This window comes from Brachybacterium kimchii (assembly GCF_023373525.1).
GTDB lineage: Bacteria > Actinomycetota > Actinomycetes > Actinomycetales > Dermabacteraceae > Brachybacterium > Brachybacterium kimchii.
Genome location: NZ_CP097218.1, coordinates 1798663 through 1822880, shown reverse-complemented (window position 1 = coordinate 1822880; position 24218 = coordinate 1798663). Strand labels below are relative to the sequence as shown.

Sequence of the window (24218 nt, the reverse complement as noted above, 5' to 3'; positions counted from 1 at the left end):
GGTCCGTCCGAGCAAGGGGAAGCCGCTTTCGTGTTCAACAACCTCTCCGACCGCATCACCGCGTCCCTCAAGGGGCTGCGAGGCCATGGCCGTCTGAGCGAGGCGGACGTCGACAAGACGATCCGCGAGATCCGCCGCGCCCTGCTCGACGCCGACGTCGCCGTCCCCGTCGTCCGGGACTTCACCGGGCGCGTGCGCGAGCGCGCCCTGGGCGAGGAGGTCTCCAAGGCCCTCAACCCCGCCCAGCAGGTCGTGAAGATCGTCAACGACGAGCTGGTGGACGTCCTCGGCGGCGCGACCGGCGAGCTCACCTGGGCGAAGAACCCGCCCACGGTCATCATGCTCGCGGGCCTCCAGGGCGCCGGCAAGACCACCCTCGCGGGCAAGCTCGCGAAGTGGATGAAGGACCAGGGCCACACGCCGATGCTCGTCGCGGCCGACCTCCAGCGGCCCAACGCCGTCAACCAGCTGCAGATCGTCGGCGAGCGCGCGGGCGTGCCGGTGTTCGCGCCCGAGCCGGGCAACGGCGTGGGCGACCCGGTGCAGGTCGCCCTCAACGGCGTCTCCACCGCGCAGTTCCAGCAGCACGACGTCGTCATCGTCGACACCGCCGGCCGCCTGGGCGTCGACGAGGAGATGATGCAGCAGGCGCGCGACATCCGCGACGCCGTGCACCCCGACGACACCCTCTTCGTGGTCGACGCGATGATCGGCCAGGACGCCGCGCGCGTCGCGGAGGCCTTCCGCGACGGCGTCGGCTTCACCGGCGTCGTCCTGTCCAAGCTCGACGGCGACGCCCGCGGCGGCGCGGCCCTCTCGATCACGGGCGTCACCCAGCGCCCCATCCTCTTCGCCTCCACCGGCGAGCAGCTGGGCGACTTCGAGCGCTTCCACCCCGACCGCATGGCCGGGCGGATCCTCGACATGGGCGACGTGCTCACCCTCATCGAGCAGGCCGAGCGCACCTTCGACCAGGCCGAGGCCGAGAAGACCGCGAAGAAGCTCCAGAGCGGCCAGGACCTCACCCTCGACGACTTCCTGGGCCTCATGCAGCAGGTCAAGAAGATGGGGAGCCTCAAGAAGATGCTCGGCATGATGCCGAACATGGGGCAGTTCCGCGACCAGCTCGACAGCTTCGACGACAGCCAGCTGGGCCGCATCGAGGCCATCATCCACTCGATGACCCCCGCCGAGCGCTCCGACCCCAAGCTCATCAACGGCTCGCGCCGCTCCCGCATCGCCAAGGGATCCGGCTCGACCGTGCAGCAGGTCAACCAGCTCCTCGAGAACTTCAAGAACGCCCAGCAGGCCATGCGCTCGATGGGCCGCGGCGGCGGCGGAGGCATGCCGGGCATGCCCGGGATGCCCGGCATGGGCGGCGGCAAGAAGTCCCGCGGCCGCATGCAGGCCCCGGCGAAGAAGGGCAAGAAGTCGAAGTCGAAGAACCCGGCGAAGGCCGCGCGCGAGGAGGCCGAGGCCGCGCGACGCGCCGCCGAGGAGCCCGCGGAGTCCGGCTCCGCCTTCGGACCGGGCGCAGGCGCCGGCGGATCCTCCGACCTCTCGGACATCGATCCCTCGCAGCTGCCCGCGGAGATGCAGAAGCTCTTCGGCCGCGGCCGCTGAGCGGCTGAGCCGCCGAGCCGCCGAGCCGCCGAGCGATCCTCGGGGGCCCTCAGGCGCCGAGCACCTCGGCGAGCTGGTCCACCGTGGACTCCCATCCCTGCCGGTAGTTCTCCGGCAGGGAGTCCTCGGCCCACGGGCCCGTGTGGCGCACGCGCAGACGGGTGGCCTCCGGGGTCGTCCCCTCGGGCTCCAGGCGCAGGTCGATCGCCTCGTCGACCGAGGTGCCGCTCGCCTCGGACCACACCCACGTCGCCGCGAGGCGGGCGGGGCGCTCGGCCACCAGGCGCTCGAGGCCGAGGGTCGTGGCGATCCGCGGGGCGGTGATCCGCACCGCGCCGCGCTCGCCGTCGAGCTCGACCGCGACGTCGTCCCAGTGGCGCCACCACCAGGACGCGAGCCCCTCGCGCGTGGTGAGCGCCTCCCACACCCGCTCGGGGGAGGCGGGCAGCGTGCGCTCGATCTCGACGGGGCGCTGCGTCATCAGGTGCCAGCGCTCGGCGGCGGCGGTCTCGATCGCCGCATCGTCCTCCGCGTCGGCCGCCTCGCAGCCGAGCTCCCGGGCGAGGGCCTGGAGGACCTGCTCCCAGCCGCCGCCGTATCCCTCGACGTGATCGGGCTCGGCGAGGGAATGGCGCATCCAGATCTCGCTGCCCGCGCCGTCGGGCCCGGGGCGCACCCGCGCCTGCAGGACGCTCTCGCGCTCGCCCTGCCAGGACCACGTGGCCGCCAGGTGCTCCGGGTCCAGCAGCAGGAGCCGGCCGACGGCGGCATCCGAGGCCTCGTCGCCCAGTCTCAGCTCGAAGGGGTCGCCGGGCGCGGCCGGGCCGCCGTCGAGCGCGCCCAGCCAGCGTCCGCGCCGCTCGGCGTCGGTGAGGGCCTCGCGCACGGCCGCCGGCGCGGCGGTGACGCGGCGGAGCAGCACCAGCTCGGGGGACTCCGCCGTCCCCAGCAGGAAGCGGGAGGTCGGATGGGTGCCCATGGGTGCTCCTTCGACGATGGCGAGTGATACAGGGCACATCTAGTCAAGCACTCGGGGGTCCCGAACGACAGCCCTCGTCCTCGCGGGGCCCCTTCGCTCGATAGCCTCGGGGCATGCGCACCGATGCCCCCTCCGTCCGCGCCGCCCGCGAGTCCTTCGCCGCAGGGCGACGGCCCGCCGCCGACGGCCCCGCCTACGACCGCGCCGAGGCGACGGGGCCACCCGTCCTGCACCTGACGGGCCCCATCCTGCTCGGGCCCGAGGATGAGCTCGCCGAGGCCTGGGTGGCGGGAGGCCGCATCCACCACGAGGAGCCGGACCTCCCCGCCGGGACCGGGATCGAGCGGATCGACGGCTTCGTGCTGCCCGGTCTCGCGGATCTCCACTGCCACGTGGGCATCAGCGACGAGGGCACGGCGACGGGACTCGAGGGCGCGCGCGCCCAGGCCCGCGTCGACCGCGACACCGGCGTGCTGCTCATCCGCGACGCCGGCTCCATCACCGACACCGCGCCCCTGCAGCGCGAGGCCGATATGCCCCGCATCGTCCGGGCCGGACGGCACGTCGCCCGCACCCGGCGCTACCTCAAGGGGTACGCGCACGAGGTCGACCCCGAGGATCTTCCCGCGACCGTCGCGGCGGAGGCCGAGCGCGGCGACGGCTGGGTGAAGCTCGTCGGCGACTGGATCGACCGGCAGGCCGGGGACCTCACGCCGACCTGGTCGGCCGACGACTTCCGGGCCGCCGCCGAGGCCGCGCACGCCCACGGCGCCCGCATCACCACCCACACCTTCGACGAGGAGACCCTCCCGCTGGTCCTCGACGCCGGATTCGACTGCCTCGAGCACGCGACCGGTCTCACGGGCGACACCATCGCCCGCGCCGCCGAGGCGGGCGTGCCCGTGGTGACCACGCTCGTGAACGTCGACGAGTTCGAGACCTACGCGAGCCAGGGCGAGCGCAAGTTCCCCGACTACGCGGCGCACATGCGGCGCCTGCGCGCACGCCGGTTCGAGCGCACCCGCGACGCCCACGACGCCGGCGTCCAGCTGCTCACCGGCACGGACGCCGGGGGAGTGCTGGGCCACGGCATCATCCACGACGAGCTCGACGAGCTCGCCGCGTGCGGGCTCGATCCACTCGCGATCCTCCAGGCCGCCTCCTGGGGGCCGCGCGCGTTCCTCGGCGCGCCCGGCCTCGAGGACGGCGCCCCCGCCGACCTCCTCGTGGTGCCCGAGGATCCCCGCCGCGACCACCGCGCGCTGCGGGATCCCGCGCGCATCGTGCTCGGCGGCGCGATCATCCGCTGACGGGGGAGGCGGCCTCCGCCGTCCTTCCGTCCTTCCCTCCTTACCGCCCTCCACCCCGTCTCGCACCTCACCGGGAGAACCCCATGACCGTCGACCCCTCCGCCTCCTCCGACGCCGCCTCCTCCGACGCCGACGTCGTCGCGCTGCTCACCGGGGCGCGCTTCGCGAGGGTCAGGGCCTTCGGGTCCGGCTACGACTGCGAGGAGGTCGACCAGTACCTCGACCGCCTCGCGCGGGAGGTCGGGTCGTCCGGGCGACGTCGCGACCTCGAGCTGCTCGGCGGGATCGCCGACGTGCGCTTCACCCCGCGCATGTCCGGCGTCCGCTACGCGATGGACGACGTCGACGACTTCCTGGACTCCCGGGCCGCTCCCGCCGTCACCGCCGTGGTGGCGCGGACGCAGGGGGCGAGCCCCCGGATCGCCGAGGACACCGCGACGGGCGCGATCGCGGCCGAGCTGCAGGGGTCGCGCTTCGCCGCGGCGCGCCGCGGCGACCGCTACGACATGGACGGGATCGACGAGCTCCTGGACCGGGCCTTCGAGGCGCTCACGGGGGAGGGCGACGAGCACGACCGCGCGGACGCCGCCCTGCAGGTGCTCCTTTCCGGGCAGCCCGTCGCCGTCGGCCGCCTGCGCGAGGGATACCGCAGCGCGGACGTCGACGGCTTCCTCCGCGGCATCGTCGAGCGCCTGCGCGCGATCTGAGCCCGGCGCGCCCCGTCCGACGGGCGGTCGGCGTGATGCCCGTCGCCCTCACGGCGCAGGACTGGCCGAAGGACGAGCCGCGTCGCACAATGAATTGGTGCACCAAGCATTGGTGCGCAAGGCACTGACGTCGACGGAGGGCACATGGACAGGCCTCGCGGCACCGACTCCTTCTCCTGGCTGTACCGCACCGGGTTCCGGACGAGCTATATCCTGCTGCACATCATGGGGCCGGCCACGCTCGACGCGGCCATCGACCCCCGCGCCCGGCGCAAGCGCGAGTACCTGCGCCGACGCGAGCTGCATCGGCAGTGGCGCGAGAGCAGGCGGACGGACGAGCGGACGGACCAGCAGGAGGGAACCTCGGCGTGAGCAGGACCCGAGCCGACGCGGGAGCGGAGCGCGAGAGTGCGCGCGAGGACACCGATCCCCTCGCGCTCGAGAGCCAGGTGTGCTTCGCCATCACGCGCGCGTCCCGCGGGATCGTCGCGGCGTACCGGCCCGTGCTCGAACCCCTGCGACTGACGCATCCGCAGTACCTGGTCATGCTCGCCCTGTGGCAGGAGTCCCCGCTCTCCCTGAAGGAGCTGAGCTCCCGGCTCGCGCTGGACCCCGGAACCCTGTCGCCCCTGGTGAAGAGGCTCGAGGCCACCGGCTACCTCGAGCGGACACGCGCCTCGGAGGACGAGCGCTCGCTCGCGATCGTGCTCACCGACAGCGGTCGCGCCCTGCGCGAGCGCGCGAAGGCCGTCCCCGGCATCATGCGGGAGCGCCTGGGCATGGACGAGGCCGAGGTGCAGGCGCTGCACGCCGGGATGATGAAGGTCGTCGAGCTCGCGGCGCGGTCCGAGCAGGGCGCGACCGCGGAGATCTGACGCCCTCCCTGCGGGCGGCGCGCCGCTGCGCGCGGACAGCGGCCACGGCCCTGTAGCGTCGGCGCATGCACTCCGAGGACGCAGCGCACCCCTCCCCACGCCCCTCAGATCGCCGGGACGCGCCCTCGACGTCGGCGGCGCCCACCGCCGTCGACGCGGTCGAGGAGGCCTCCGGCCCCGCCCGCTGGCGGATCATCGGCCCGGGCCTCGTCGTCGCCGCGACCGGCATCGGCGCGGGCGACCTCGTGGCGACCCTCGTCGCCGGGTCCCGCTACGGCTACGCCCTGCTGTGGGCCGCGGTCGCCGGCGTCATCATCAAGATCTTCCTCGTCGAGGGCGCGGGCCGCTGGACGCTCGCCACCGGGCACTCGATCTTCGAGGGCTGGCGGCGCGTGGGCCGCTGGACCTCCTGGTACTTCGGGCCCTACATCATGGTCTGGGGCTTCGTGTACGGGGCGACGGCGATGAGCGCCTCCGCGCTGCCGATCGCCGCGCTCGTCCCGCAGTTGCCGGTGATAGGGGACATCGGCCTGTTCGCCCACATGCCCCTGGCCGTCTACGCGGCCTTCTCGGGCCTGGTCGGCGCGGCGCTCGTGTGGTTCGGCCGCTACCACGCCCTCGAGAAGGTCGTCGCGGTGCTGGTCGCCATCATGTTCGTGACCGTCGTCGGCGCGGCCGTCGTCACCCTCCCGAACATCCCGGACATCCTGGGAGGGCTGATCCCGCGGATCCCCGAGGGCGGTCTCTGGTACACCCTCAGCATCGCGGGCGGCGTGGGCGGCACCATCACGCTCGCCGCCTACGGCTACTGGCTCACCGAGAAGGGCTGGTCGACCCCGCGCTGGATGCGCGTGATGCGGATCGACAACGCGATGGCCTACGTCATCTCCGGCATCTTCGTGGTCGCGATGCTCGTCGTCGGCGCCGAGCTGCTGTACTCCAGCGGCATCGCGATCGGCGAGGAGGACCGCGGGCTGCTCGACCTCGCGGACGTGCTCGCCTCCCGCTACGGCACCGCGATGAGCTGGATCTTCCTCCTGGGCTTCTGGGCCTCGTCGTTCTCCTCCGTGCTGGGCGTGTGGAACGGCGTCTCCATCATGTTCGCCGACTTCTGGGGCAGCGCCCGCAAGCTCCCCGAGGACCATCCCAGGCGGCGCATCGGCGGCACCTACTACCGCTTCTTCATCCTCTGGCTGACGTTCCCGCCGATGCTCCTGCTGCTGCTCGGCAAGCCCGTGCAGGTGATCGTGGCCTACGGCGTGCTGGGGTCGCTGTTCATGCCCTTCCTCGCGATCACCCTGCTGGTGCTCATGAACTCCCGCCACATGCCCGAGCGCTGGCGCAACGGCTGGGTGCTCAACGCGATCCTGGGGATCGTCGCCATCGTGTTCATCGCGCTCGGCGGCAATCAGCTGGTGGGCGCGATCGCCGGCGCCTGAGGCCGGGGAGGCGGCATGTGCCTCGGGGCACACGCCCTCGCCTGGCGACCTCCCGTCGGGCCTGGCATAATCGACCCCTGTATGCGCGCCGACCGGCCCTCTACCCGTCTTCGCGCGACACCCCGAGACGCGTCAGCGCCCGCATGACCCCACAGGCTGCGGCGCGGCTCACCCGAACATCGCCGAAGGAGTCCACACTCGTGGCCGTCAAGATCCGTCTCAAGCGCATGGGCAAGATCCGTGCACCGTTCTACCGCATCGTCGTGGCCGACTCGCGCAAGAAGCGCGACGGCGCCGTGATCGAGGAGATCGGCAAGTACCACCCCACCGAGCAGCCCTCGTTCATCGAGGTCCAGTCCGAGCGCGCGCAGTACTGGCTCGGCGTGGGCGCGCAGCCCACCGAGCAGGTCGCCGCGATCCTCAAGGTCACCGGCGACTGGCAGAAGTTCACCGGTGAGGGCGACGCCGCCGGCTCCCTGCAGGGCGCCGGGTCCAAGCAGTCCGCCGAGGACCTCATCGCCGAGGCCGACAAGGCCGCCGCCGCGTCCCGCGAAGGCGCGAAGAAGGCCAAGGACGCGGATGCGGCCGAGCAGCCCGAGGGCCAGGACGTCGAGCCCGGCTCCGAGGAGGCTCCCGCCGAGGGCGAGACCACCGCCGAGGCCGACGCCGCCGCCGACGACGCGAAGTCCGACGAGGCCTGAGATGAGCGCGCGCGCTGAGGCTCTCGACCACCTGGTCCGCGGCATCGTCGACAGCCCCGACGACGTCCGCGTCACCGAGAAGGACACCCGGCGCGGCCCGCTCCTCGAGGTGCGTGTCAGCCCCGAGGACCTGGGGCGCGTGATCGGCCGCTCGGGCCGCACCGCCCGCGCCCTGCGCACCGTCACCGGAGCGATCTCCGAGGACGACGTGCGGGTGGACATCGTCGATGTCGACCGGCGCTGAGCAGAGCGCATCTCGCACCGCACACGGAGGCGGCACCGGTCACCGGTGCCGCCTCCGTCGCGTCACGGCCCGTCGGCCCCACTCCCACCGGCAGAAAGCGATCCCATGAACGCACTGGACGTCACCGTCGCGACCATCGGCAGGGCCCACGGCCTCAAGGGCGAGGTCGCGCTGATCCTGCGCACCGACCAGCCCGAGGAGCGCCTCGCCGCGGGCACCGCCTTCACCGCCGCGACGAGCGCCGGCGAGCGGGACCTCACCGTCGCCGCCACCCGCATCCAGCAGGGACGCTGGTACGCGCGCTTCTCCGAGGTCTCGAGCCGCACCGACGCCGAGTCCCTGCGGGGGGTCGAGCTGACCCTCGCCGTGGACACCGAGGTCGAGGCCGAGGAGGACCCGGAGGCCTGGTACCCCTCCGAGCTCAAGGGCCTCGCCGTGCGCCATGTCGACGGACGCGAGCTGGGCACCGTCATCGATCTCGAGCACTACCCGGCCCAGGACCTGCTCATCGTGCGCTCCGCCGAGGGCCGCCGCGTCATGCTGCCCTTCGTCGAGGAGCTCGTGCCCGAGGTCGACGTGGAGGCGGGCACGGTGATCGCCGACCCGCCCGGGGGCCTCTTCGAGCCGTCGGGCGAGGACGAGCCGGGAACCGGGGCCTGAGTCGTGCGCATCGACGCGATCACCATCTTCCCCGAGTACCTCCAGGCCCTCGACCTCTCCCTCATCGGGAAGGCCGCGCGCGACGGCCTGATCTCCGTGCACCGCCACGACCTGAGGACCTGGACCCACGACCGCCACCGCACCGTCGACGACTCGCCGCTGGGCGGGGGCGCCGGCATGGTCATGAAGCCCGAGCCATGGGCCGAGGCCTTCGCCGCCGTGATCGCCGAGGGCCGCGACGAGCTCGGAGCCGACGCCCGCCCGCTCATCGTCTTCCCGAACCCCGCGGGGCGGGTGTTCCGACAGGACCTCGCCCAGGAGTGGTCCGCGCGCGAGTGGATCGTCTTCGCGTGCGGGCGCTACGAGGGCATCGACGAGCGGGTCTACGAGCACCTGGCCGACGAGGGGCACGAGGTCGCCCTGGTCTCCCTCGGCGACTACGTGCTGAACGGGGGAGAGGTCGCCGTGCTCGCCCTCACCGAGGCGATCGTGCGCCTGGTCCCCGGCGTCGTCGGGAACGCGGCGTCGCTGGTGGAGGAGTCCCATTCCGACGGGATGCTCGAATATCCCCTGTACACGCGGCCGGCGCGCTGGACGGACCCGTCCGGCGCCGTGCGCGAGGCCCCCGAGATCCTGCTCTCCGGCGATCACGGGAGGATCGCCGCCTGGCGCGCCGTGCGCTCGGCCGAGCGCACGCAGCAGCGCCGTCCCGACCTCTGGGACGCTCGGGGCTGACCTCCTCCCGTCGCCCTCCCCGCCGTCCCGGCGTGATCTGCGCCGGGCAGGATTGCCGGGGCGCTCGCGCTGCTGGCAGAATGACCCGCTGTGTGCACGCCGCGCACCGCTCTGCCCCAGGGGAGCGATGCAGGAAGCGGCCGGGCAGGTCCGTCGCGTCGGAAACGCGGCCAGAGGCCCAGCACCACGGAGCGGTGCGACTCCTCGCGAGCGTCGCCGCACCGGAACGTCACGGTTCACCATGCAGGGGCTCAGGCCCCTTCGAGAACCCCGTCCGACCTGGGGCGAACGGCAGGAGAGAACGATGCAGAAGCTCGATGCGATCGATCAGGCGCAGCTGCGGGACGACATCCCCGATTTCCGCGCCGGCGACAACGTCAAGGTCCACGTGAAGGTCGTCGAGGGCAACCGCTCCCGCGTGCAGGTCTTCCAGGGCTACGTCATCGCCCGTCAGGGCGACGGCATCCGCGAGACCTTCCGCGTGCGCAAGGTGTCCTTCGGCGTCGGCGTGGAGCGCGTGTTCCCCGTCCACGCCCCTACGATCGACAAGATCGAGGTCGTCACCCGCGGTGACGTCCGCCGCGCGAAGCTGTACTACCTGCGCAACCTCACGGGCAAGAAGGCCCGCATCAAGGAGAAGCGCGACCACTCCTGAGCGTGCCCGGCACCTCGTCGACGCGGCGGCGGCCACTCCTGGTGGCCGCCGCCGCGTGCGTGGTCCTGCTGCTGGTCGTCGCGTTCGGCGTGCGCCAGTTCGTCGCCGCGCCCTTCCGCGTGCCCAGCGGCTCCATGGAGCCGACGCTGCGCTCGGGCGACGTGATCCTCGCCGACCGCACCGGCTCCGCCGCGGTGCATCGCGGCGAGCTCGTCGTCTTCGACGGCTCGGGCTACTTCCCGAAGGACGGCGCGATCTCGCGCTACTGGGTCAAGCGCGTGGTGGCCGTGGGCGGTGACAGCATCCGCTGCTGCGACGACGGCGGACACCTCGTGCTGAACGGCGAGAGACTCGAGGAGCCCTACCTCGCACCCGGCACCGACACGAGCACGGTCCGCTTCGACCTCGAGGTCCCCGAGGGGCGCATGTTCGTCCTGGGCGACAACCGGGCGGACTCCACGGATTCCCGCTTCCTGCTCGGGTCGCCCGGCGGGGGCATGATCCCGACCGATCGCGTGATCGGTGAGGCCAGTCGCATTGTCTGGCCCCTGGGAAGAGCCGGCCGACTCGACCGATAGGATCAGCGCGATGAACGAGAAGGCGCCGACCCCCGGGGACCACGATCCCGAGGACGCGACCGTCCGCGACCAGTCGTCGGAGGGCGCGAGCGCCGGCGGCACGGGGGAGCGCCCTCGCCCCGGCGGGAGCGGCGGCGCGCGCGCCGCACGGCGCCGCGGGTACCGCGGGAGCTGGCTCGACTACGCGGTGACCATGCTGGTCGCCCTGATCATCGCCGTGCTCGTCAAGACCTTCCTCATCCAGCCGTTCTTCATCCCCTCGGACTCGATGAACCCGACGCTGGTCCAGAACGACAAGATCCTGGTCTCGAAGCTGAGCCCCGGGGTCTTCGACCTCCATCGCGGCGACGTCGTCGTCTTCGAGGACACCCAGAACTGGATGGAGAGCGAGACGGGGGCGGACCAGTCCTCCCGCTATCGCCTGCTGACGGTGCTCAGCTGGGTGGGCCTGGCCCCCGATCCCTCCCAGAACCACCTGGTCAAGCGCCTGATCGGCCTGCCCGGTGATCACGTGGAGTGCGTCGAGGGCGGGGACCTCACGGTGAACGGCGAGACCCTCGACGAGCCCTACATCAACCCCCAGACCCCCGCCTGCCAGACCTCCTTCGACGTCACGGTCCCGAAGGACAAGCTCTGGGTCATGGGCGACAACCGCTTCGACTCCGCGGACTCCTCGTACCACTACTCGCAGGGCGAGGAGCCCTACGTCGACGAGGACGACGTCACCGGGCGCGCGGTCGCGATCTTCTGGCCCGTCAGCCGCTGGACCGGACTGGGCGACGGGCGCGACGCCTTCGCCTCCGTCCCCGACCCCTCCTGAGGGCGCCCGTGACCACGCTCGCGTCCTCGCCCGCGGGTCGGCGCCGCGCAGTGGCACCGACCTGGGACACCGAGATCGCCCTCGCTCTCGCGCACGCCGACGCCGCGCCCGACGCGTCGCGCGGCGCCGATTCCGCCGACCCCGCGCGCCCCGTCGTCGTCGCGGGCGTCGACGAGGTGGGCCGGGGTGCGCTCGCGGGCCCGGTGGTCGTCGGCGCCTTCGCCGTCCTCATCGGATCCGACGGTCCGGAGCGCGCGCTGCCCGAGGGCGTCCGCGACTCCAAGGCCCTCACCGCCCGACGGCGCGAAGCCCTCGTCGGCCCCCTCCGGGAGGTCGCGCACGCGCACGCGCTGGGGTGGGCGAGCCCCGAGGAGATCGACGCCCGCGGCATCCTGGCCGCGCTGACCCTCGCCGCGGGCCGCGCGATCACCGGGCTCGGCGTCGCCGCGGACATCGTGCTCATGGACGGAGACGCCGACGTCATCACCCCGGCTCTCGCCGAACGGGCCCCCGACGCGGCGGGCGAGCGGACCGAGGGGCGGACCGTTCCCTCCGTGCAGCTGCGCGTGAAGGCGGACCGCGACTGCATGAGCGTCGCCGCGGCGAGCGTGCTCGCGAAGGTCGCGCGCGACGCGCACATGGTCGAGCTCGACGCCCTCGCGCCCCACTACGGGTGGGCGGGCAACAAAGGGTACGGATCGGCGGCGCACCGCGAGGCGCTGCGCACCCGCGGAGCCCACGCCCAGCACCGCAGGTCCTGGAACCTGGGGCTCCCCGTGAGCGGGGGCGCGAACGTCCAGGAGACGCCGGGCGTCCCTGGCGTACTGTGGTCGGACGCGGGCGAGCAGCCCCGTCCCCGGATCCCGAAGGAGGCGCAGCCGTGAGCACGCAGGACCTCGAGAGCTACGAGTCCGACATGGAGCTGCAGCTCATCCGGGAGTACCGCGACGTGGTGGGGCTGTTCACCTACGTCGTCGAGACCGAGCGCCGCTTCTACCTGTGCAACCAGGTCGACATGCAGGTCCGCACCGCCGGCGGCGAGGTCTTCTACGAGCTCACCCTGGCCGACGTCTGGGTCTGGGACATCTACCGCTCGAGCCGCTTCGTCCGCTCCGTGCGCGTGGTGACCTTCAAGGACGTCAACATCGAGGAGCTCGCGAAGCCCGACATCGCGCTTCCCTGATCCCGGGGGCCGAGGCACGGCCCGCCCTCCGTTCCTCCCCAGTGCCCCGTCATCCACAACGGCGGCCCCGGCCGCGCGCGGGGCGTGCGCGAGCGCCAGGGTGAGGGCATGACACGTCGACCCGCCCCCATCCCGTTCCCCGCCGCCGTCCCTCTGGCCAGGCTCAGCGCCCTCGAGCTCGGGAGGATCGGCGAGCAGGTCGTCGCCGACCACCTCGCCGAGGCCGGCTGGCAGATCGTGGAGCGCAACGCCCGCTTCCGCGCCGGTGAGATCGACATCGTCGCCCTCGAGGGCACCACCCTCGTGTTCGTCGAGGTCAAGACGCGCCGCACCCTGGTGACGGGCGTCCCGCAGGCCGCCGTCACCCCGCTCAAGGTGCGACGCCTGCGCGCGCTCGCCGGCGCGTACCTCATGGAGCACGCCCCGCGGCACCACGAGGTGCGGATCGACGTGGTCGCCGTGCACGTGCTGGGTGCGGGAGGCTGCGAGATCGAGCACCTGCGGTCCGTGTCATGAGCGCCGGGACGACATGCCGGGGCGCGAGGACGGGCGCCGTCGGGCTGCGCGGCGTCACCGGGACACTCGTGGAGGTCGAGGCCGACGTCGCCCAGGGGCTGCCCGCGTTCTCCCTGGTCGGGCTCCCGGACTCGACCACCCTGCAGGCCCGTGAGCGCGTGCGCGCGGCGGCGGGGGCCATCGGCACCCCGCTCGCCCAGCGCCGGATCACCGTGAACCTGAGCCCCGCCTTCATCCACAAGGTGGGCTCGGGGTTCGACCTCGGCATCGCCGTCGCGATCCTCGCCGCCCAGGGCACGCTGAGCCCGGAGGCCGTGGCGGACGTCGTCCACCTCGGCGAGCTCGGTCTGGACGCGACGCTGCGCCCGGTCCCCGGCGTGCTGCCCGCGCTGATCGCCGCGCGGGCGGCGGGCGTGCGCCGCGCCGTGGTCCCCGAGGGGAACGCGCGCGAGGCGCGGCTCGTGGAGGGCATCGAGGTGTTCTCCGCCGCGGACCTGGGGCAGGTCATGCGCCATCACGGGTGCCGGGCGCCCCTGAACCGTCCCGCCCAGAAGGTCCTCACGCCGCGCAGACCGCCCGCGCCCGAGGCGGACGCCGGCGCGCGCCGCCCCGGGCTCGACTTCGCCGACGTCATCGGTCAGGCCCAGGCGCGCCGTGCCGCCGAGGTCGCCGCCGCCGGAGGGCACCACCTGATGCTGCAGGGGCCTCCGGGCACGGGGAAGACGATGATCGCCTCCCGGATCTCCGGGATCCTGCCCGCCCTCGAGGACGAGGACGCTATCGCCCTCAGCGCGATCCGCTCCCTGGACCGCACCTTCGACGCCGGAGGCGGCCTGATCCGCACCGCGCCCTTCGAGAGCCCGCACCACACCGCGAGCGCGCCGAGCGTGATCGGCGGCGGCAGCGGCATCGCCCGCCCCGGCGCGGTCTCCCGCGCCCACGCCGGCGTGCTCTTCCTCGACGAGGCGCCCGAGTTCAACTCCCGCGTGCTCGAGGCGCTGCGCGAGCCCCTCGAGACGGGCGACATCACCCTGCACCGCGCGCTGAGCGTCACCCGCTACCCCGCGCGCTTCCAGCTCGTGCTCGCCGCCAACCCCTGCCCCTGCGGGCTGTCGTGGGGGAAGGGCACCCGCTGCACGTGCACCCCCATGCAGCGCCGCAGCTATCTCCGGAAGATCTCCGGTCCGGTGCTGGACCGGATCGACATGCGCGTGGACGTGGGGCCGGTCGACCCGATGCGACGGGACGCCGGCGCCTCCGAGTCCAGCGCGGAGATCGCCCGGCGCGTCGCCCGCGCTCGCCAGAGCCAGGCGGCGCGCTTCGCCGACGAGCCCTGGCACCTGAACTCCCAGATCCCTGGGCCCGAGCTGCGACGCGCCTACAGCGCCGAGGACCGCGCCGCGGCCATGCTCCAACGCGCCCTCTCCCACGGCCGCCTGACCCTGCGCGGCCACGACCGCGTGCTGCGCGTCGCCTGGACCCTCGCCGACCTCGAGGGCAGCGCGCGTCCCGACACCGACCACGTGGGCCTCGCACTCACCCTGCGCGGGAAGGACCTGTGATGACCTCCATGAGCCCGCGGGACTCCGCGCGCGAAGGGCGCGAGCAGCCGGGCGCACGCCTCGCATCGGACGGCGCAGGCGCGGCGGACGCGTCGTCGCAGGCGGATCGCACGGCCCGCATCACCTGGTCGCTGCTCGCGGAGCCCTCCGACGACGCCGCGCACTCGACCTGCACGGTCCACGGCGTGCGCGAGGGGCTCGAGATCCTCGCGCGCGGGGATCTCGACGCGGTCGAGCACGCCCTGCGGGTCCTGCCGGTCCACGACCCCAGCGCGCCCCGTGCCCAGCGCACCGATCGCCGCGCAGCCGCCGCGGCCGCGCTCTCGCGCTGGAGGGAGCGCGACGGGAGGATCGATGCGCAGGCCGCCCTGGATCGGGCCGTCGGCCTGGGCATGCGCGTGATCGTGCCCGGGGACGACCAATGGCCCACGGGCCTCGAGGATCTCGGGCCCGCCGCCCCGTTCTGCCTGTGGGCTCACGGCCCCGGGGATCCGGGGCGGCTCGCCGACGACCGGGCGATCGCGATGGTCGGCTCGCGCGCCTCGACCCCGTACGGGGAGGACTGCGCCTCGTCGATGGCCGCACAGCTCGCCGCGGAGGGGTCGACGGTGCTCTCGGGCGGGGCCTACGGCATCGACGCCGCGGCGCACCGCGGTGCGCTCGCCGCCGGCGGGCCCACGATCGCCGTCCTCGCCGGGGGCCTCGACCGGCTGTACCCGCGGGGGAACGACCAGCTGCTGCGCGCGATCCGCGAGCGCCACGTGCTTCTCAGCGAGGCCCCGCCCGGGACAGCGCCCACGCGATGGAGGTTCCTCGCCCGCAACCGGGTGATCGCGGCGCTCGCGCGCGTCGTGGTGGTCGTCGAGGCGGCCTGGCGCTCCGGCGCGCTGTCCACCGCGCGGCATGCCGGGACGCTCGAGCCGCCGCGCACCGTCGCCGCGGTGCCCGGGCCGATCACCTCGGCCGCCTCCGCGGGCTGCCATCGGCTCGTGCGCGACGCACAGGCCGTCCTGGTCACCGAGGCGCAGGAGATCCGCGAGCTGCTGCCGGGGTCCGCCCCGGCCGGCGACTCCTCGTTCGCCCAGCAGGACGAGCTGGACTTCCTCGACCCCGCCGACCGGCGCGTGCTGGACGCCGTGCCGCCGCGCTCGCGGATCACGATCGACAGGCTCGCGAGCGAGGTCGGCCGTCGCGAGAGCGAGGTGATGGCGGCCCTGGGGAGGCTCGACGCCCTCGGTCACGTGAGCATCACCGGGCAGAGGGTGGGCAGGCGCTGAGCGATCGTGGGCCTCGGCGGAGCGCCGTCCCGGGGGCGCGCCGCCCGGTCCCGTCGACGGCGCGGTGCCACACTGGGCCCATGGCCACCGGGAGCACCGCGCGCGACGGGGGAGCGGTGCGCGCCGAGGAGGACGATGCCGTGCTCGACGCCTTCGCCGAGCACCTGCGCTTCGAGCGCGGACGCTCCGAGCACACGGTCGTCGCCTACTCCCGCGAGGCCCGCAGCCTGCTCGAGCATCTGCACGAGGTCGAGCGCATCGAGCTCGCGGATCTCGACGTGACGGCCCTGCGCTCCTGGCTCGGCGCCCGCGCCGAGGCGGGCCTCGCGTCCTCGTCCCTCGCCCGGGCGGCCGCGGCCGCCCGCACCTTCACCACCTGGCTCGCGCGCACCGGACGGATCCCGCAGGACATCGGCGGGCGGCTCAAGGCCCCCAAGCGGGGTCGCCATCTGCCCGCCGTGCTCAGCCAGGACCAGACCGAGGAGCTGCTCGAAGCGGCCGAGCACGGGACCGCAGCGCCCCGCCCGCCGGGCAGTGCGACCGACATGGAGGACGAGGAGACGAGAAGGCGGGGCACGGGGAAACAGAGCCCGGACGGGAAGGGCCACGATGGACAGGGCGCCGACGACTCCCAGTGCCTGATCGAGGCGGCGCTGCGCCTGCGCGACGCGGCCGTGCTCGAGCTGCTCTACTCCTCGGGTCTCCGGGTCTCCGAGCTCGTCGCCCTCGACCTGCGCGCGATCGACCACGCGGAGCGCACGGTCCGCGTCCTCGGCAAGGGCTCCAAGGAGCGCATCGTGCCCGTCGGCCTCCCCGCGATCCGCGCGATCGAGGAATGGACCGGCGCGGGCCGCCCCGTGCTCGCCTCCGCGCGCTCGGGCGAGGCGCTGTTCCTCGGGTCCCGCGGCGGGCGCCTCGGCGACCGCGCGGTGCGCACCCTCGTGGACCGCCACGCCCAGGAGGCGGGGATCCACCGCCACATCAGCCCGCACACGCTGCGGCACACCGCCGCCACGCACCTCGTGGAGGGCGGCGCGGACCTGCGCAGCGTCCAGGACTTCCTGGGCCACTCCTCGCTGGGCACCACCCAGATCTACACCCACGTCAGCGCCGAGCGCCTGCGCAGCACCCTGGACCAGGCGCACCCGCGCGCCTGATCCGCCGGTCCTCAGCCCGCGTGCCGGCCGAGCAGCGCGAGCGCCGTCCCCGCCGCCTCCAGGGGCAGCAGGACGCTCGGCTCCGCGCCGCGCAGCAACGGCTCGGGATCCACGTAGTCCGCGCCTCCGCGTCGAGCCCCGAGATGCAGGCACGCCTGCGCGCAGTGGCTCGCACCCTCGCCATCGCCCGGCCCGCCCTCCTGGAGCTCGCCGATCACCTGGCCGGCGCGCACCCGATCGCCCGCCCGCACGTCCGCCGTCACCGGCTCGTAGGTCGACAGCAGCCCGTCGGCGTGCAGGATCGAGACCACGCCCCGACCGGCCACGGAACCGGCGAAGCGGACCGTCCCGTCCTCGACGGCTCGCACCTCGGCACCGCTCGCGACGATGTCCACGCCCCGGTGGCCCGGCCCATAGCGGTGCTCGGGCGCGACGAACGGCGCGATGATCCGGTGCGGGGACGCCATCGGCCACTCCCATCGGGCCTGCGCCGAGGCGTCCGTGCCGGCTCCGCCGCCTCCCGCGGGGTTCCCGGCGGCCCCGGGATCGCCGTGCGCGGGCACCGTCATCTGCAGCGCGGCGACCAGCACCATGCCCATCAGCGCGACCAGGAGGCGCACCGCACCGCGTGGGGCGTGGGCGCCCTGCGGGCCGTCGGGCCGGCGCGCGGTCCGGCGCACGGGAGGCGGACGGAGCGCGGGGAGCGCGGCGCGCACGGGACGCGCGGTGCGCGCGCATCGGATCGGACGGACGGGGCGGCGGGGACGGTGGGCCGGGTGAGGAGCCATCCCCGGATCCTCGCGCCGCGCGCGCCGTCCCGTCGGCCCCGGGGCCCCGGCGGTGGACAACCGGGGGATGGGGAGGATCGGCGGGGTGAACGCCGCGCCGCGCGTGATGCACGGCGCTCCCCGGAGGGTGCCTGCGGGGAGCGCGGTCGGCTAGACTGACGACAGCGTCCGGCATGTCCGGGCGACTTCGCGTGCCCGCATGGTCCATCCGGTCGTCGGTCCTCGCGATCCGCGTCCCCGCCTCCCGGCGGGGGAGGGATCCGGGGAGGTCGGAGGGCCGGGCACCAGGCCCTGCGCCGTCCGGCGGCAGGGGAGAACCGAGAATGCAGGTCCTGCGCGAGGACCGCGGACGCCGCCACGGTGCGCCGCGCGAGCCCAGGGCCGGGAAAGAGACAGACCATGGCAGTCGTCACCATGCGCCAGCTCCTCGAGAGCGGCGTCCACTTCGGACACCAGACCCGTCGCTGGAACCCGAAGGTGAAGCGCTTCGTGTTCGCCGAGCGCAACGGCATCTACATCGTCGACCTGATGCAGACGCTCACCTACATCGACAAGGCGTACGAGTTCGTCCGCGCGACCGTCGCCCACGGCGGCACCATCCTGTTCGTCGGCACGAAGAAGCAGGCGCAGGAGTCCATCCGCGAGCAGGCCACCCGCGTGGGCATGCCCTACGTGAACCAGCGCTGGCTCGGCGGCATGCTCACCAACCTGCAGACGGTCTCGCAGCGCGTGAACCGCCTCAAGGAGCTCGAGCAGATCGACTTCGACGATGTGGCCTCCTCCGGCCGCACCAAGAAGGAGCTGCTGATGATGCGCCGCGAGAAGGACAAGCTCGAGAAGACCCTGGGCGGCATCCGCGACATGGGCCGCACCCCGAGCGCCGTCTGGATCGTGGACACCAACAAGGAGCACCTCGCCGTCGACGAGGCCCAGAAGCTCAACATCCCGGTCGTCGCGATCCTCGACACCAACTGCGACCCCGACGAGATCACCTACCCGATCCCGGGCAACGACGACGCGATCCGCTCCGTCGCCCTGCTGACCCGCGTCGTGGCCGACGCCGTCGCCGCGGGCCTCCAGGACCGCCACGCGAAGTCGGAGAAGGGCGAGAAGAACGTCTCCGCGGTCGACGCGGAGCCGCTCGCCGAGTGGGAGCAGGAGCTGCTCAAGCAGTCCGAGGTCCAGCAGGACGGCGCTCCCGCCGAGGAGTCCGTCACCGCCGAGGCCGAGGGCGTCGCCGGTGCCGAGAAGAACCTCGAGGAGCAGAAGGCCGCCGCGGCCGAGGAGAAGGCCGTCGAGGAGACCCCCGAGGTCCCCACCGCCGACGCCTCCGACGTCGAGGCCTCCGAGGTCCTCGGTGCCGAGGAGGACGCCAAGGCGTCCGCCGGCGAGACCGAGGTCCAGACCGAGCCCTCCGAGTGAGCGCGCTCCCCGGGCAGGGTGCGCCCCTCGCGGCGCACCCTGCCCGGGGGCACCTCCCCACCTCCCCGCACGACCTCTCCCACCAGGAAGAAGGAACACATGGCGAACTACACGGCTGCTGACATCAAGGAGATCCGGGAGTCCACCGGCGCCGGAATGCTCGACGTCAAGAAGGCTCTCGACGAGGCCGAGGGCGACAAGGCCAAGGCCGTCGAGCTGATCCGCGTGAAGGGTCTCAAGGGCATCGCCAAGCGCGAGGGCCGCAGCGCCTCCGAGGGCCTCATCGCCGCGGACATCCGCGACGCCGACGGCGGTCAGGAGGGCACCCTCGTGGAGCTCAACTCCGAGACCGACTTCGTCGCCAAGAACGACAAGTTCGTCGCCCTCGGCGACGAGGCCGTGGCCGCGGCCGTCGAGTCCGGCGCGACCGACCCCGAGCAGCTCGCCGAGACCTCCTTCGGCGAGGCCCTCACCAGCGCCGCCGCGACCATGGGCGAGAAGATCGTCGTGCGCCGCATCGGCCGCGTGAAGGGCGAGGTCGTCACCTCGTACATGCACCGCACCAACAAGGACCTGCCCCCGCAGGTCGGCGTCCTCGTCGCCACCGACGAGGCCGGCGCCGAGGTCGCGCGCGACGTGGCGATGCACATCGCCGCCTACTCGCCCGCGTACCTCACGCGTGACGAGGTGCCCGCGGAGATCGTCGCCGACGAGCGTCGCATCGCCGAGGAGACCGCGAAGAACGAGAACAAGCCCGAGAAGGCCATCCCGAAGATCATCGAGGGACGCCTCAACGGCTACTTCAAGGAGAACGTCCTGCTCGACCAGGCGTTCGCCAAGGACCCCAAGCAGACCGTGGGCAAGGTCCTCGAGGGCGCCGGCGGCACCCTCACGGGCTTCGTCCGCTTCCGCGTCGGCAACTGATCCCGCGCATCTGACGAGCGCCCGGGCCCCGCGCCCGCGTCGCGCCCGAACCCCGGAGGGCCCCGCATCCGCCACGGATGCGGGGCCCTCCGTCGTCGCGGGTGCGGACGTGATCACGTCCGCGCCGATCCATGGGGCCCGCCGCCCCGCGCGCCGGTATCATCGCCCGAGACCTCGACCGGAAGGACCTTCCATGACCCAGGCGTCCGTCACCTCCCAGATCCCGGTTCTCCCGAAGAAGGAGGGCGGCCGCCGCGTCCTCCTCAAGCTCTCGGGCGAAGCCTTCGGCGGCGGCACCGTGGGCGTCGACCCCGATGTCGTCTCCCGCATCGCCGGTGAGATCGCCGAGGGCGTCGCGCAGGGCGTCGAGTGCGCCGTCGTCGTGGGCGGGGGCAACTTCTTCCGCGGCGCCGAGCTCTCCCAGCGCGGCATGGACCGCCGCCGCGCCGACTACATGGGCATGCTCGGCACCGTCATGAACAGCCTCGCCCTCCAGGACTTCCTCGAGCAGAAGGGCGTCTCCACGCGCGTGCAGACGGCCATCGCGATGGGCCAGGTCGCCGAGCCCTACCTGCCGCTGCGCGCCGTGCGCCACCTCGAGAAGGGCCGCGTGGTCATCTTCGGCGCGGGCGCGGGCATGCCGTACTTCTCCACCGACACGGTCGCCGTGCAGCGCGCCCTGGAGATCGGCTGCCAGGAGGTCCTGATGGCCAAGAACGGCGTGGACGGCGTCTACACCGCCGACCCGCACAAGGACCCGACCGCCGAGAAGATCGAGCAGATCACCTACAACGACGCCCTGCAGCGCGGCCTCAAGGTCGTGGACGCCACGGCCTTCAGCCTCTGCATGGACAACGCCCAGCAGATGATGGTGTTCGGCCTGGACACCCCCGGCAGCATCACCCGTGCCATGGTGGGGGACCGCATCGGCACCCTCGTCACCGGCGACTGAGCCCGCGAGGCGGGGCGGACGCCGTCCGACCCGGCCCTCACGCTCCCTCCGCAGGCGTCCCGGCCGCCGCCGGACGCGCACGACGGGGAGCGATGGGGGAGAATGGACAGCGGCCCCGGCGCACGAAGCCGGAGCCGGCACGACCTGAGCCACGAGAAGAGCAGCGAGGAGCGCGACGTGAGCGATGACATCCCCGGCATCCTGAAGGACGCCGAGAGCAAGATGACCAAGACGATCGAGGTCACCAAGGAGGAGTTCTCCACGATCCGCACCGGTCGTGCGAACGCCGCCATGTTCCAGGGCATCACCGTGGAGTACTACGGCGCCCCGACCCCGCTGAACCAGCTCGCCTCGCTGCAGTTCCCCGAGGCCCGCACGGTCATCGTCACCCCCTACGACAAGTCCTCCACGGGCGCGGTCGAGAGCGCTCTGCGCGCCTCCGACCTGGGCGTGAACCCCACGAACAACGGCGACAACCTGCGCATCGTCCTGCCGGCCCTCACCGAGGAGCGCCGCAAGGACTACATCAAGCAGGCCAAGTCCAAGGCGGAGGACGGCCGCGTGGCCGTGCGCGCCAGTCGCGGCACCGCGAAGAAGGCCATCGAGAAGCTGGTCAAGGACAAGGAGGTCGGCGAGGACGAGGGGTCGCGCGCCGAGAAGGACCTCGAGGCGCTCACCAAGAAGTTCATCGAGCAGGTCGACGAGGCGCTCGCGGCCAAGGAGACCGAGCTGGCCACGGTCTGAGCGCCCGCGCTCCCTCGACCGTCCCGCTCGTCCGCGCCGTGGTCCCCGCAGCACCCGATCGCACCGCCCCGTCCCTCCCGGACGGGGCGGTGCCGGGTGCGCCCGGCGCCGAGCCCGCTGCCGGCACCCCGGCGGCGAAGCGGCGCGGACCCGGCCGCGACCTGCGCGCGGCGATCCCCGTCGGCATCGGCCTCGTGGTCGTGCTGCTGGTGTGCCTGTTCGCCGTCCCCGTCGTCTTCCCCGCCTTCATCGCGCTCGCGCTGGTGCTCGCCGTCCTCGAGCTGACCCGTGCGCTCTCCGCCGGGGGCATGCGCGTGCCCGTGATGCCCGTGCTCGTGGGCGTGGTCGGCATGGTCGTCACCACCGAGGTCTTCCGCCTGGACGGACTGGTGGTCGCGACGGCGCTGGCCGTGTGCGTGCTGATCCTCTGGCGGGTCACCGAGTCGATGGGCACCGTCGCGCTCCGCGACGTCGCCGCGGGCGTGTTCACGATCGCCTGGGTGCCCTTCCTGGGCTGCTTCTCGCTGCTGCTCTTCGATCGGCCCGACGGGGCCCTGCTCGTGCTGCTCGCGTTCCTCGTGCCCGTCGCGAACGACACCGGCGGGTTCATCGCCGGGGTGCTCATGGGCAGGCATCCGATGGCCCCGTCGATCAGCCCCAAGAAGAGCTGGGAGGGATTCTTCGGATCCCTCGTGCTGGGCACCGCCGCGGCCGTCGTCTTCCTGGTGTTCGCGGACACCGCGCCCTGGTGGACCGGCCTGGTCATCGGCCCGGTGCTGGTGATCATCTCGACCTGCGGCGATCTCGCCGAGTCCCTGCTCAAGAGGGACCTCGGCATCAAGGACATGGGGCACATGCTGCCCGGCCACGGGGGCGTCCTGGATCGCATCGACTCGATCCTGCTGGCGGCCCCCGCCACATTCATCCTCCTGGAGGTGCTGGTATGACGCACGACCTTCCCGATCCCGCCGTGCCCGCGCCCGGCGCCCGCGATGCGGCCCCGTCGGCCGACGGAACGGGCCTGCCCGACCTCTCCCGCGAGGCGGTCCCGGGCGAGAAGATCGCCCTCGCCCCCGGCCAGTTGCAGCTGCGCCCCACCCGGCGCGGCAAGCCGCCGGCCCACCTCGCGGACCTCACGATGGACGAGCGCATAGCGGCCGTCGAGGAGATGGGCCTGCCCGGCTTCCGCGCCAAGCAGCTGTCCGTGCACTACTTCGAGCACGCGACCGTCGACCCCGAGGCGATGACGGACCTGCCCAAGGACCGCCGCGAGGAGCTCGTCGCACGCTTCTTCCCGCAGCTGCTCACGCTCGTCTCGATGCAGAGCGCCGACAACGGCGCCACCCAGAAGATGCTCTGGCGGCTGTTCGACGGCTCCCTCGTGGAGTCCGTGCTCATGCGCTACACGGGCCGCACCACCCTGTGCATCTCCTCGGAGGCCGGCTGCGGCATGAACTGCCCGTTCTGCGCGACCGGGCAGATGGGGCTGAGCCGCAACCTCTCGGCCGCCGAGATCCTCGAGCAGGTGCGCATCGCCAACGGGAAGCTCGCCGCGGGCGACGTCCCCGGCGGCACCGGCCGCGTGAGCAACATCGTGTTCATGGGCATGGGCGAGCCGCTCGCGAACTACCGGCCGGTCGCGACCGTCTGCAAGCGCCTGAACGCCCCGGCCCCCGAGGGCTTCGGGATGAGCGCCCGCAACATCACCGTCTCGACCGTGGGCCTCGCCCCGGCCGTGCGCAAGCTCGTCAAGGAGGAGATCCCGGTGACGCTCGCGGTCTCCCTGCACGCTCCGGACGACGCCCTGCGCGACGAGCTCGTCCCGATCAACACCCGCTTCGACGTCGACGAGATCCTCAGCGCCGCCCACGAGTACTTCGAGGCCACCGGCCGTCGTGTGAGCATCGAGTACGCGCTGATCCGCGACATCAACGACCAGGAGCATCGTGCCCAGCTGCTCGCCGACCGCCTGATCGACAAGGGCGGGCGGCACTGGGTGCACGTGAACCCGATCCCCCTGAACCCCGTCAAGGGCTCGAAGTGGACCGCCTCGGACCCGATGGTGGAGAAGCGCTTCGTGGAGACCCTGCGGGACAACGGCATCCGCACCACGATCCGCGACACCCGCGGCTCCGACATCGACGGCGCGTGCGGCCAGCTCGCGGCGACCGTCATCGAGTCCGACACCCATCGCGCCGACCGCGAGGCGCGCGTCGCCCGCGTCGAGGCCATCGCCTCCCGTCCCGAGGACGACGAGGGGAACGTGCTCGAGGAAGCGCCCGAGACCATCGGCTGAGCGCCGGGATCCGCCCGGCGCGGCACCAGCTCCCCGCCCCGCCCGCTCGGTACAGTGGGGGAGCGGCATCG

27 protein-coding genes are annotated in these 24218 nt (G+C 73.2%); 25 read left to right on the top strand and 2 right to left on the bottom strand.

Annotated elements, in window-relative coordinates; translation table 11 throughout:
• The first annotated feature begins 30 nt into the window (after positions 1 to 30).
• Complete coding sequence (gene ffh / locus M4486_RS08655; RefSeq protein ID WP_249480762.1) at positions 31 to 1623, top strand: signal recognition particle protein; 1593 nt, start codon at positions 31 to 33, stop codon at positions 1621 to 1623.
• Between the two features lie 49 nt (positions 1624 to 1672).
• Here ffh and M4486_RS08650 read toward each other — a convergent pair whose 3' ends face one another.
• On the bottom strand, positions 1673 to 2602 hold the full coding sequence (locus tag M4486_RS08650; RefSeq protein WP_249480761.1) for an SRPBCC family protein: 930 nt from the start codon (positions 2600 to 2602) through the stop codon (positions 1673 to 1675).
• A 113-nt stretch (positions 2603 to 2715) separates the two neighbouring features.
• Between M4486_RS08650 and M4486_RS08645 the strand changes: the two genes are divergently transcribed.
• The 18 genes from M4486_RS08645 to M4486_RS08560 all read left to right on the top strand — a co-directional run bounded on the left by M4486_RS08645 (position 2716) and on the right by M4486_RS08560 (position 17021).
• A complete protein-coding gene (locus tag M4486_RS08645) occupies positions 2716 to 3912 on the top strand; it encodes an amidohydrolase family protein (protein WP_249480760.1) in 1197 nt (398 codons plus the stop codon).
• Positions 3913 to 3995: 83 nt separating this feature from the next.
• Complete coding sequence (locus tag M4486_RS08640) at positions 3996 to 4619, top strand: DivIVA domain-containing protein (RefSeq protein WP_249480759.1); 624 nt, start codon at positions 3996 to 3998, stop codon at positions 4617 to 4619.
• A 144-nt stretch (positions 4620 to 4763) separates the two neighbouring features.
• A complete protein-coding gene (locus tag M4486_RS08635) occupies positions 4764 to 4991 on the top strand; it encodes a hypothetical protein (protein WP_249480758.1) in 228 nt (75 codons plus the stop codon).
• Complete coding sequence (locus tag M4486_RS08630; RefSeq protein ID WP_249480757.1) at positions 4988 to 5494, top strand: MarR family winged helix-turn-helix transcriptional regulator; 507 nt, start codon at positions 4988 to 4990, stop codon at positions 5492 to 5494. Before M4486_RS08635 ends, M4486_RS08630 begins: the two co-directional genes overlap by 4 nt.
• 65 nt (positions 5495 to 5559) lie before the next feature.
• Positions 5560 to 6933 carry an Nramp family divalent metal transporter gene (locus tag M4486_RS08625; protein ID WP_249480756.1) on the top strand — a complete coding sequence of 458 codons (1374 nt, stop codon included), beginning with the start codon at positions 5560 to 5562 and terminating at the stop codon, positions 6931 to 6933.
• Between the two features lie 200 nt (positions 6934 to 7133).
• Complete coding sequence (gene rpsP / locus M4486_RS08620; RefSeq protein WP_152353610.1) at positions 7134 to 7634, top strand: 30S ribosomal protein S16; 501 nt, start codon at positions 7134 to 7136, stop codon at positions 7632 to 7634.
• A gap of 1 nt (position 7635) precedes the next feature.
• Positions 7636 to 7878: an RNA-binding protein gene (locus M4486_RS08615; protein ID WP_152353609.1), complete on the top strand. Its 243-nt coding sequence runs from the start codon at positions 7636 to 7638 to the stop codon at positions 7876 to 7878.
• Positions 7879 to 7983: 105 nt separating this feature from the next.
• Positions 7984 to 8538: a ribosome maturation factor RimM gene (rimM, locus tag M4486_RS08610; RefSeq protein WP_249480755.1), complete on the top strand. Its 555-nt coding sequence runs from the start codon at positions 7984 to 7986 to the stop codon at positions 8536 to 8538.
• Between the two features lie 3 nt (positions 8539 to 8541).
• Positions 8542 to 9273 carry a tRNA (guanosine(37)-N1)-methyltransferase TrmD gene (gene trmD, locus M4486_RS08605; protein ID WP_249480754.1) on the top strand — a complete coding sequence of 244 codons (732 nt, stop codon included), beginning with the start codon at positions 8542 to 8544 and terminating at the stop codon, positions 9271 to 9273.
• Between the two features lie 304 nt (positions 9274 to 9577).
• Entirely contained in the window at positions 9578 to 9928 is a 351-nt protein-coding gene (rplS, locus tag M4486_RS08600; RefSeq protein ID WP_152353606.1) for a 50S ribosomal protein L19, read from the top strand.
• A gap of 2 nt (positions 9929 to 9930) precedes the next feature.
• A complete protein-coding gene (lepB, locus tag M4486_RS08595; RefSeq protein WP_249480753.1) occupies positions 9931 to 10506 on the top strand; it encodes a signal peptidase I in 576 nt (191 codons plus the stop codon).
• A 10-nt stretch (positions 10507 to 10516) separates the two neighbouring features.
• Positions 10517 to 11326 carry a signal peptidase I gene (gene lepB, locus M4486_RS08590; RefSeq protein WP_249480752.1) on the top strand — a complete coding sequence of 270 codons (810 nt, stop codon included), beginning with the start codon at positions 10517 to 10519 and terminating at the stop codon, positions 11324 to 11326.
• An 8-nt stretch (positions 11327 to 11334) separates the two neighbouring features.
• The gene (gene rnhB / locus M4486_RS08585; protein ID WP_249480751.1) at positions 11335 to 12210 is read left to right on the top strand and encodes a ribonuclease HII; all 876 of its coding nucleotides are present in this window, start codon (positions 11335 to 11337) and stop codon (positions 12208 to 12210) included.
• A complete protein-coding gene (locus M4486_RS08580) occupies positions 12207 to 12509 on the top strand; it encodes a DUF2469 domain-containing protein (protein ID WP_109275318.1) in 303 nt (100 codons plus the stop codon). The genes rnhB and M4486_RS08580 overlap by 4 nt, the downstream gene beginning before the upstream one ends.
• Positions 12510 to 12617: 108 nt before the next feature.
• The gene (locus M4486_RS08575; protein ID WP_249480750.1) at positions 12618 to 13025 is read left to right on the top strand and encodes a YraN family protein; all 408 of its coding nucleotides are present in this window, start codon (positions 12618 to 12620) and stop codon (positions 13023 to 13025) included.
• Positions 13022 to 14587 (top strand): YifB family Mg chelatase-like AAA ATPase, encoded by a 1566-nt coding sequence (locus tag M4486_RS08570; RefSeq protein ID WP_249480749.1) that lies wholly within the window; start codon positions 13022 to 13024, stop codon positions 14585 to 14587. Before M4486_RS08575 ends, M4486_RS08570 begins: the two co-directional genes overlap by 4 nt.
• Positions 14587 to 15864, top strand: a complete 1278-nt coding sequence (gene dprA / locus M4486_RS08565; protein ID WP_249480748.1) for a DNA-processing protein DprA — start codon at positions 14587 to 14589, stop codon at positions 15862 to 15864. Before M4486_RS08570 ends, dprA begins: the two co-directional genes overlap by 1 nt.
• Positions 15865 to 15944: 80 nt before the next feature.
• Positions 15945 to 17021, top strand: a complete 1077-nt coding sequence (locus M4486_RS08560; RefSeq protein WP_249480747.1) for a tyrosine recombinase XerC — start codon at positions 15945 to 15947, stop codon at positions 17019 to 17021.
• 11 nt (positions 17022 to 17032) lie between these two features.
• Here the strand turns inward: M4486_RS08560 and M4486_RS08555 are convergent, their stop codons facing one another.
• A complete protein-coding gene (locus M4486_RS08555; RefSeq protein ID WP_249480746.1) occupies positions 17033 to 17809 on the bottom strand; it encodes a murein hydrolase activator EnvC family protein in 777 nt (258 codons plus the stop codon).
• Between the two features lie 399 nt (positions 17810 to 18208).
• On the opposite strand from M4486_RS08555, the gene rpsB reads away from it, so the two are divergent.
• From rpsB to rlmN, 6 genes are all read left to right on the top strand, one after another.
• Positions 18209 to 19231 carry a 30S ribosomal protein S2 gene (gene rpsB, locus M4486_RS08550; RefSeq protein ID WP_200503596.1) on the top strand — a complete coding sequence of 341 codons (1023 nt, stop codon included), beginning with the start codon at positions 18209 to 18211 and terminating at the stop codon, positions 19229 to 19231.
• 99 nt (positions 19232 to 19330) lie between these two features.
• Positions 19331 to 20155, top strand: a complete 825-nt coding sequence (gene tsf / locus M4486_RS08545; protein ID WP_249480745.1) for a translation elongation factor Ts — start codon at positions 19331 to 19333, stop codon at positions 20153 to 20155.
• Between the two features lie 193 nt (positions 20156 to 20348).
• Positions 20349 to 21107 (top strand): UMP kinase, encoded by a 759-nt coding sequence (gene pyrH, locus M4486_RS08540; RefSeq protein ID WP_249480744.1) that lies wholly within the window; start codon positions 20349 to 20351, stop codon positions 21105 to 21107.
• Positions 21108 to 21284: 177 nt separating this feature from the next.
• Positions 21285 to 21851 (top strand): ribosome recycling factor, encoded by a 567-nt coding sequence (gene frr / locus M4486_RS08535; protein ID WP_152353597.1) that lies wholly within the window; start codon positions 21285 to 21287, stop codon positions 21849 to 21851.
• 38 nt (positions 21852 to 21889) lie between these two features.
• A complete protein-coding gene (locus M4486_RS08530) occupies positions 21890 to 22798 on the top strand; it encodes a phosphatidate cytidylyltransferase (RefSeq protein ID WP_249480743.1) in 909 nt (302 codons plus the stop codon).
• Entirely contained in the window at positions 22795 to 24147 is a 1353-nt protein-coding gene (gene rlmN / locus M4486_RS08525; RefSeq protein ID WP_249480742.1) for a dual-specificity RNA methyltransferase RlmN, read from the top strand. Before M4486_RS08530 ends, rlmN begins: the two co-directional genes overlap by 4 nt.
• The last annotated feature ends 71 nt before the right edge of the window (positions 24148 to 24218 follow it).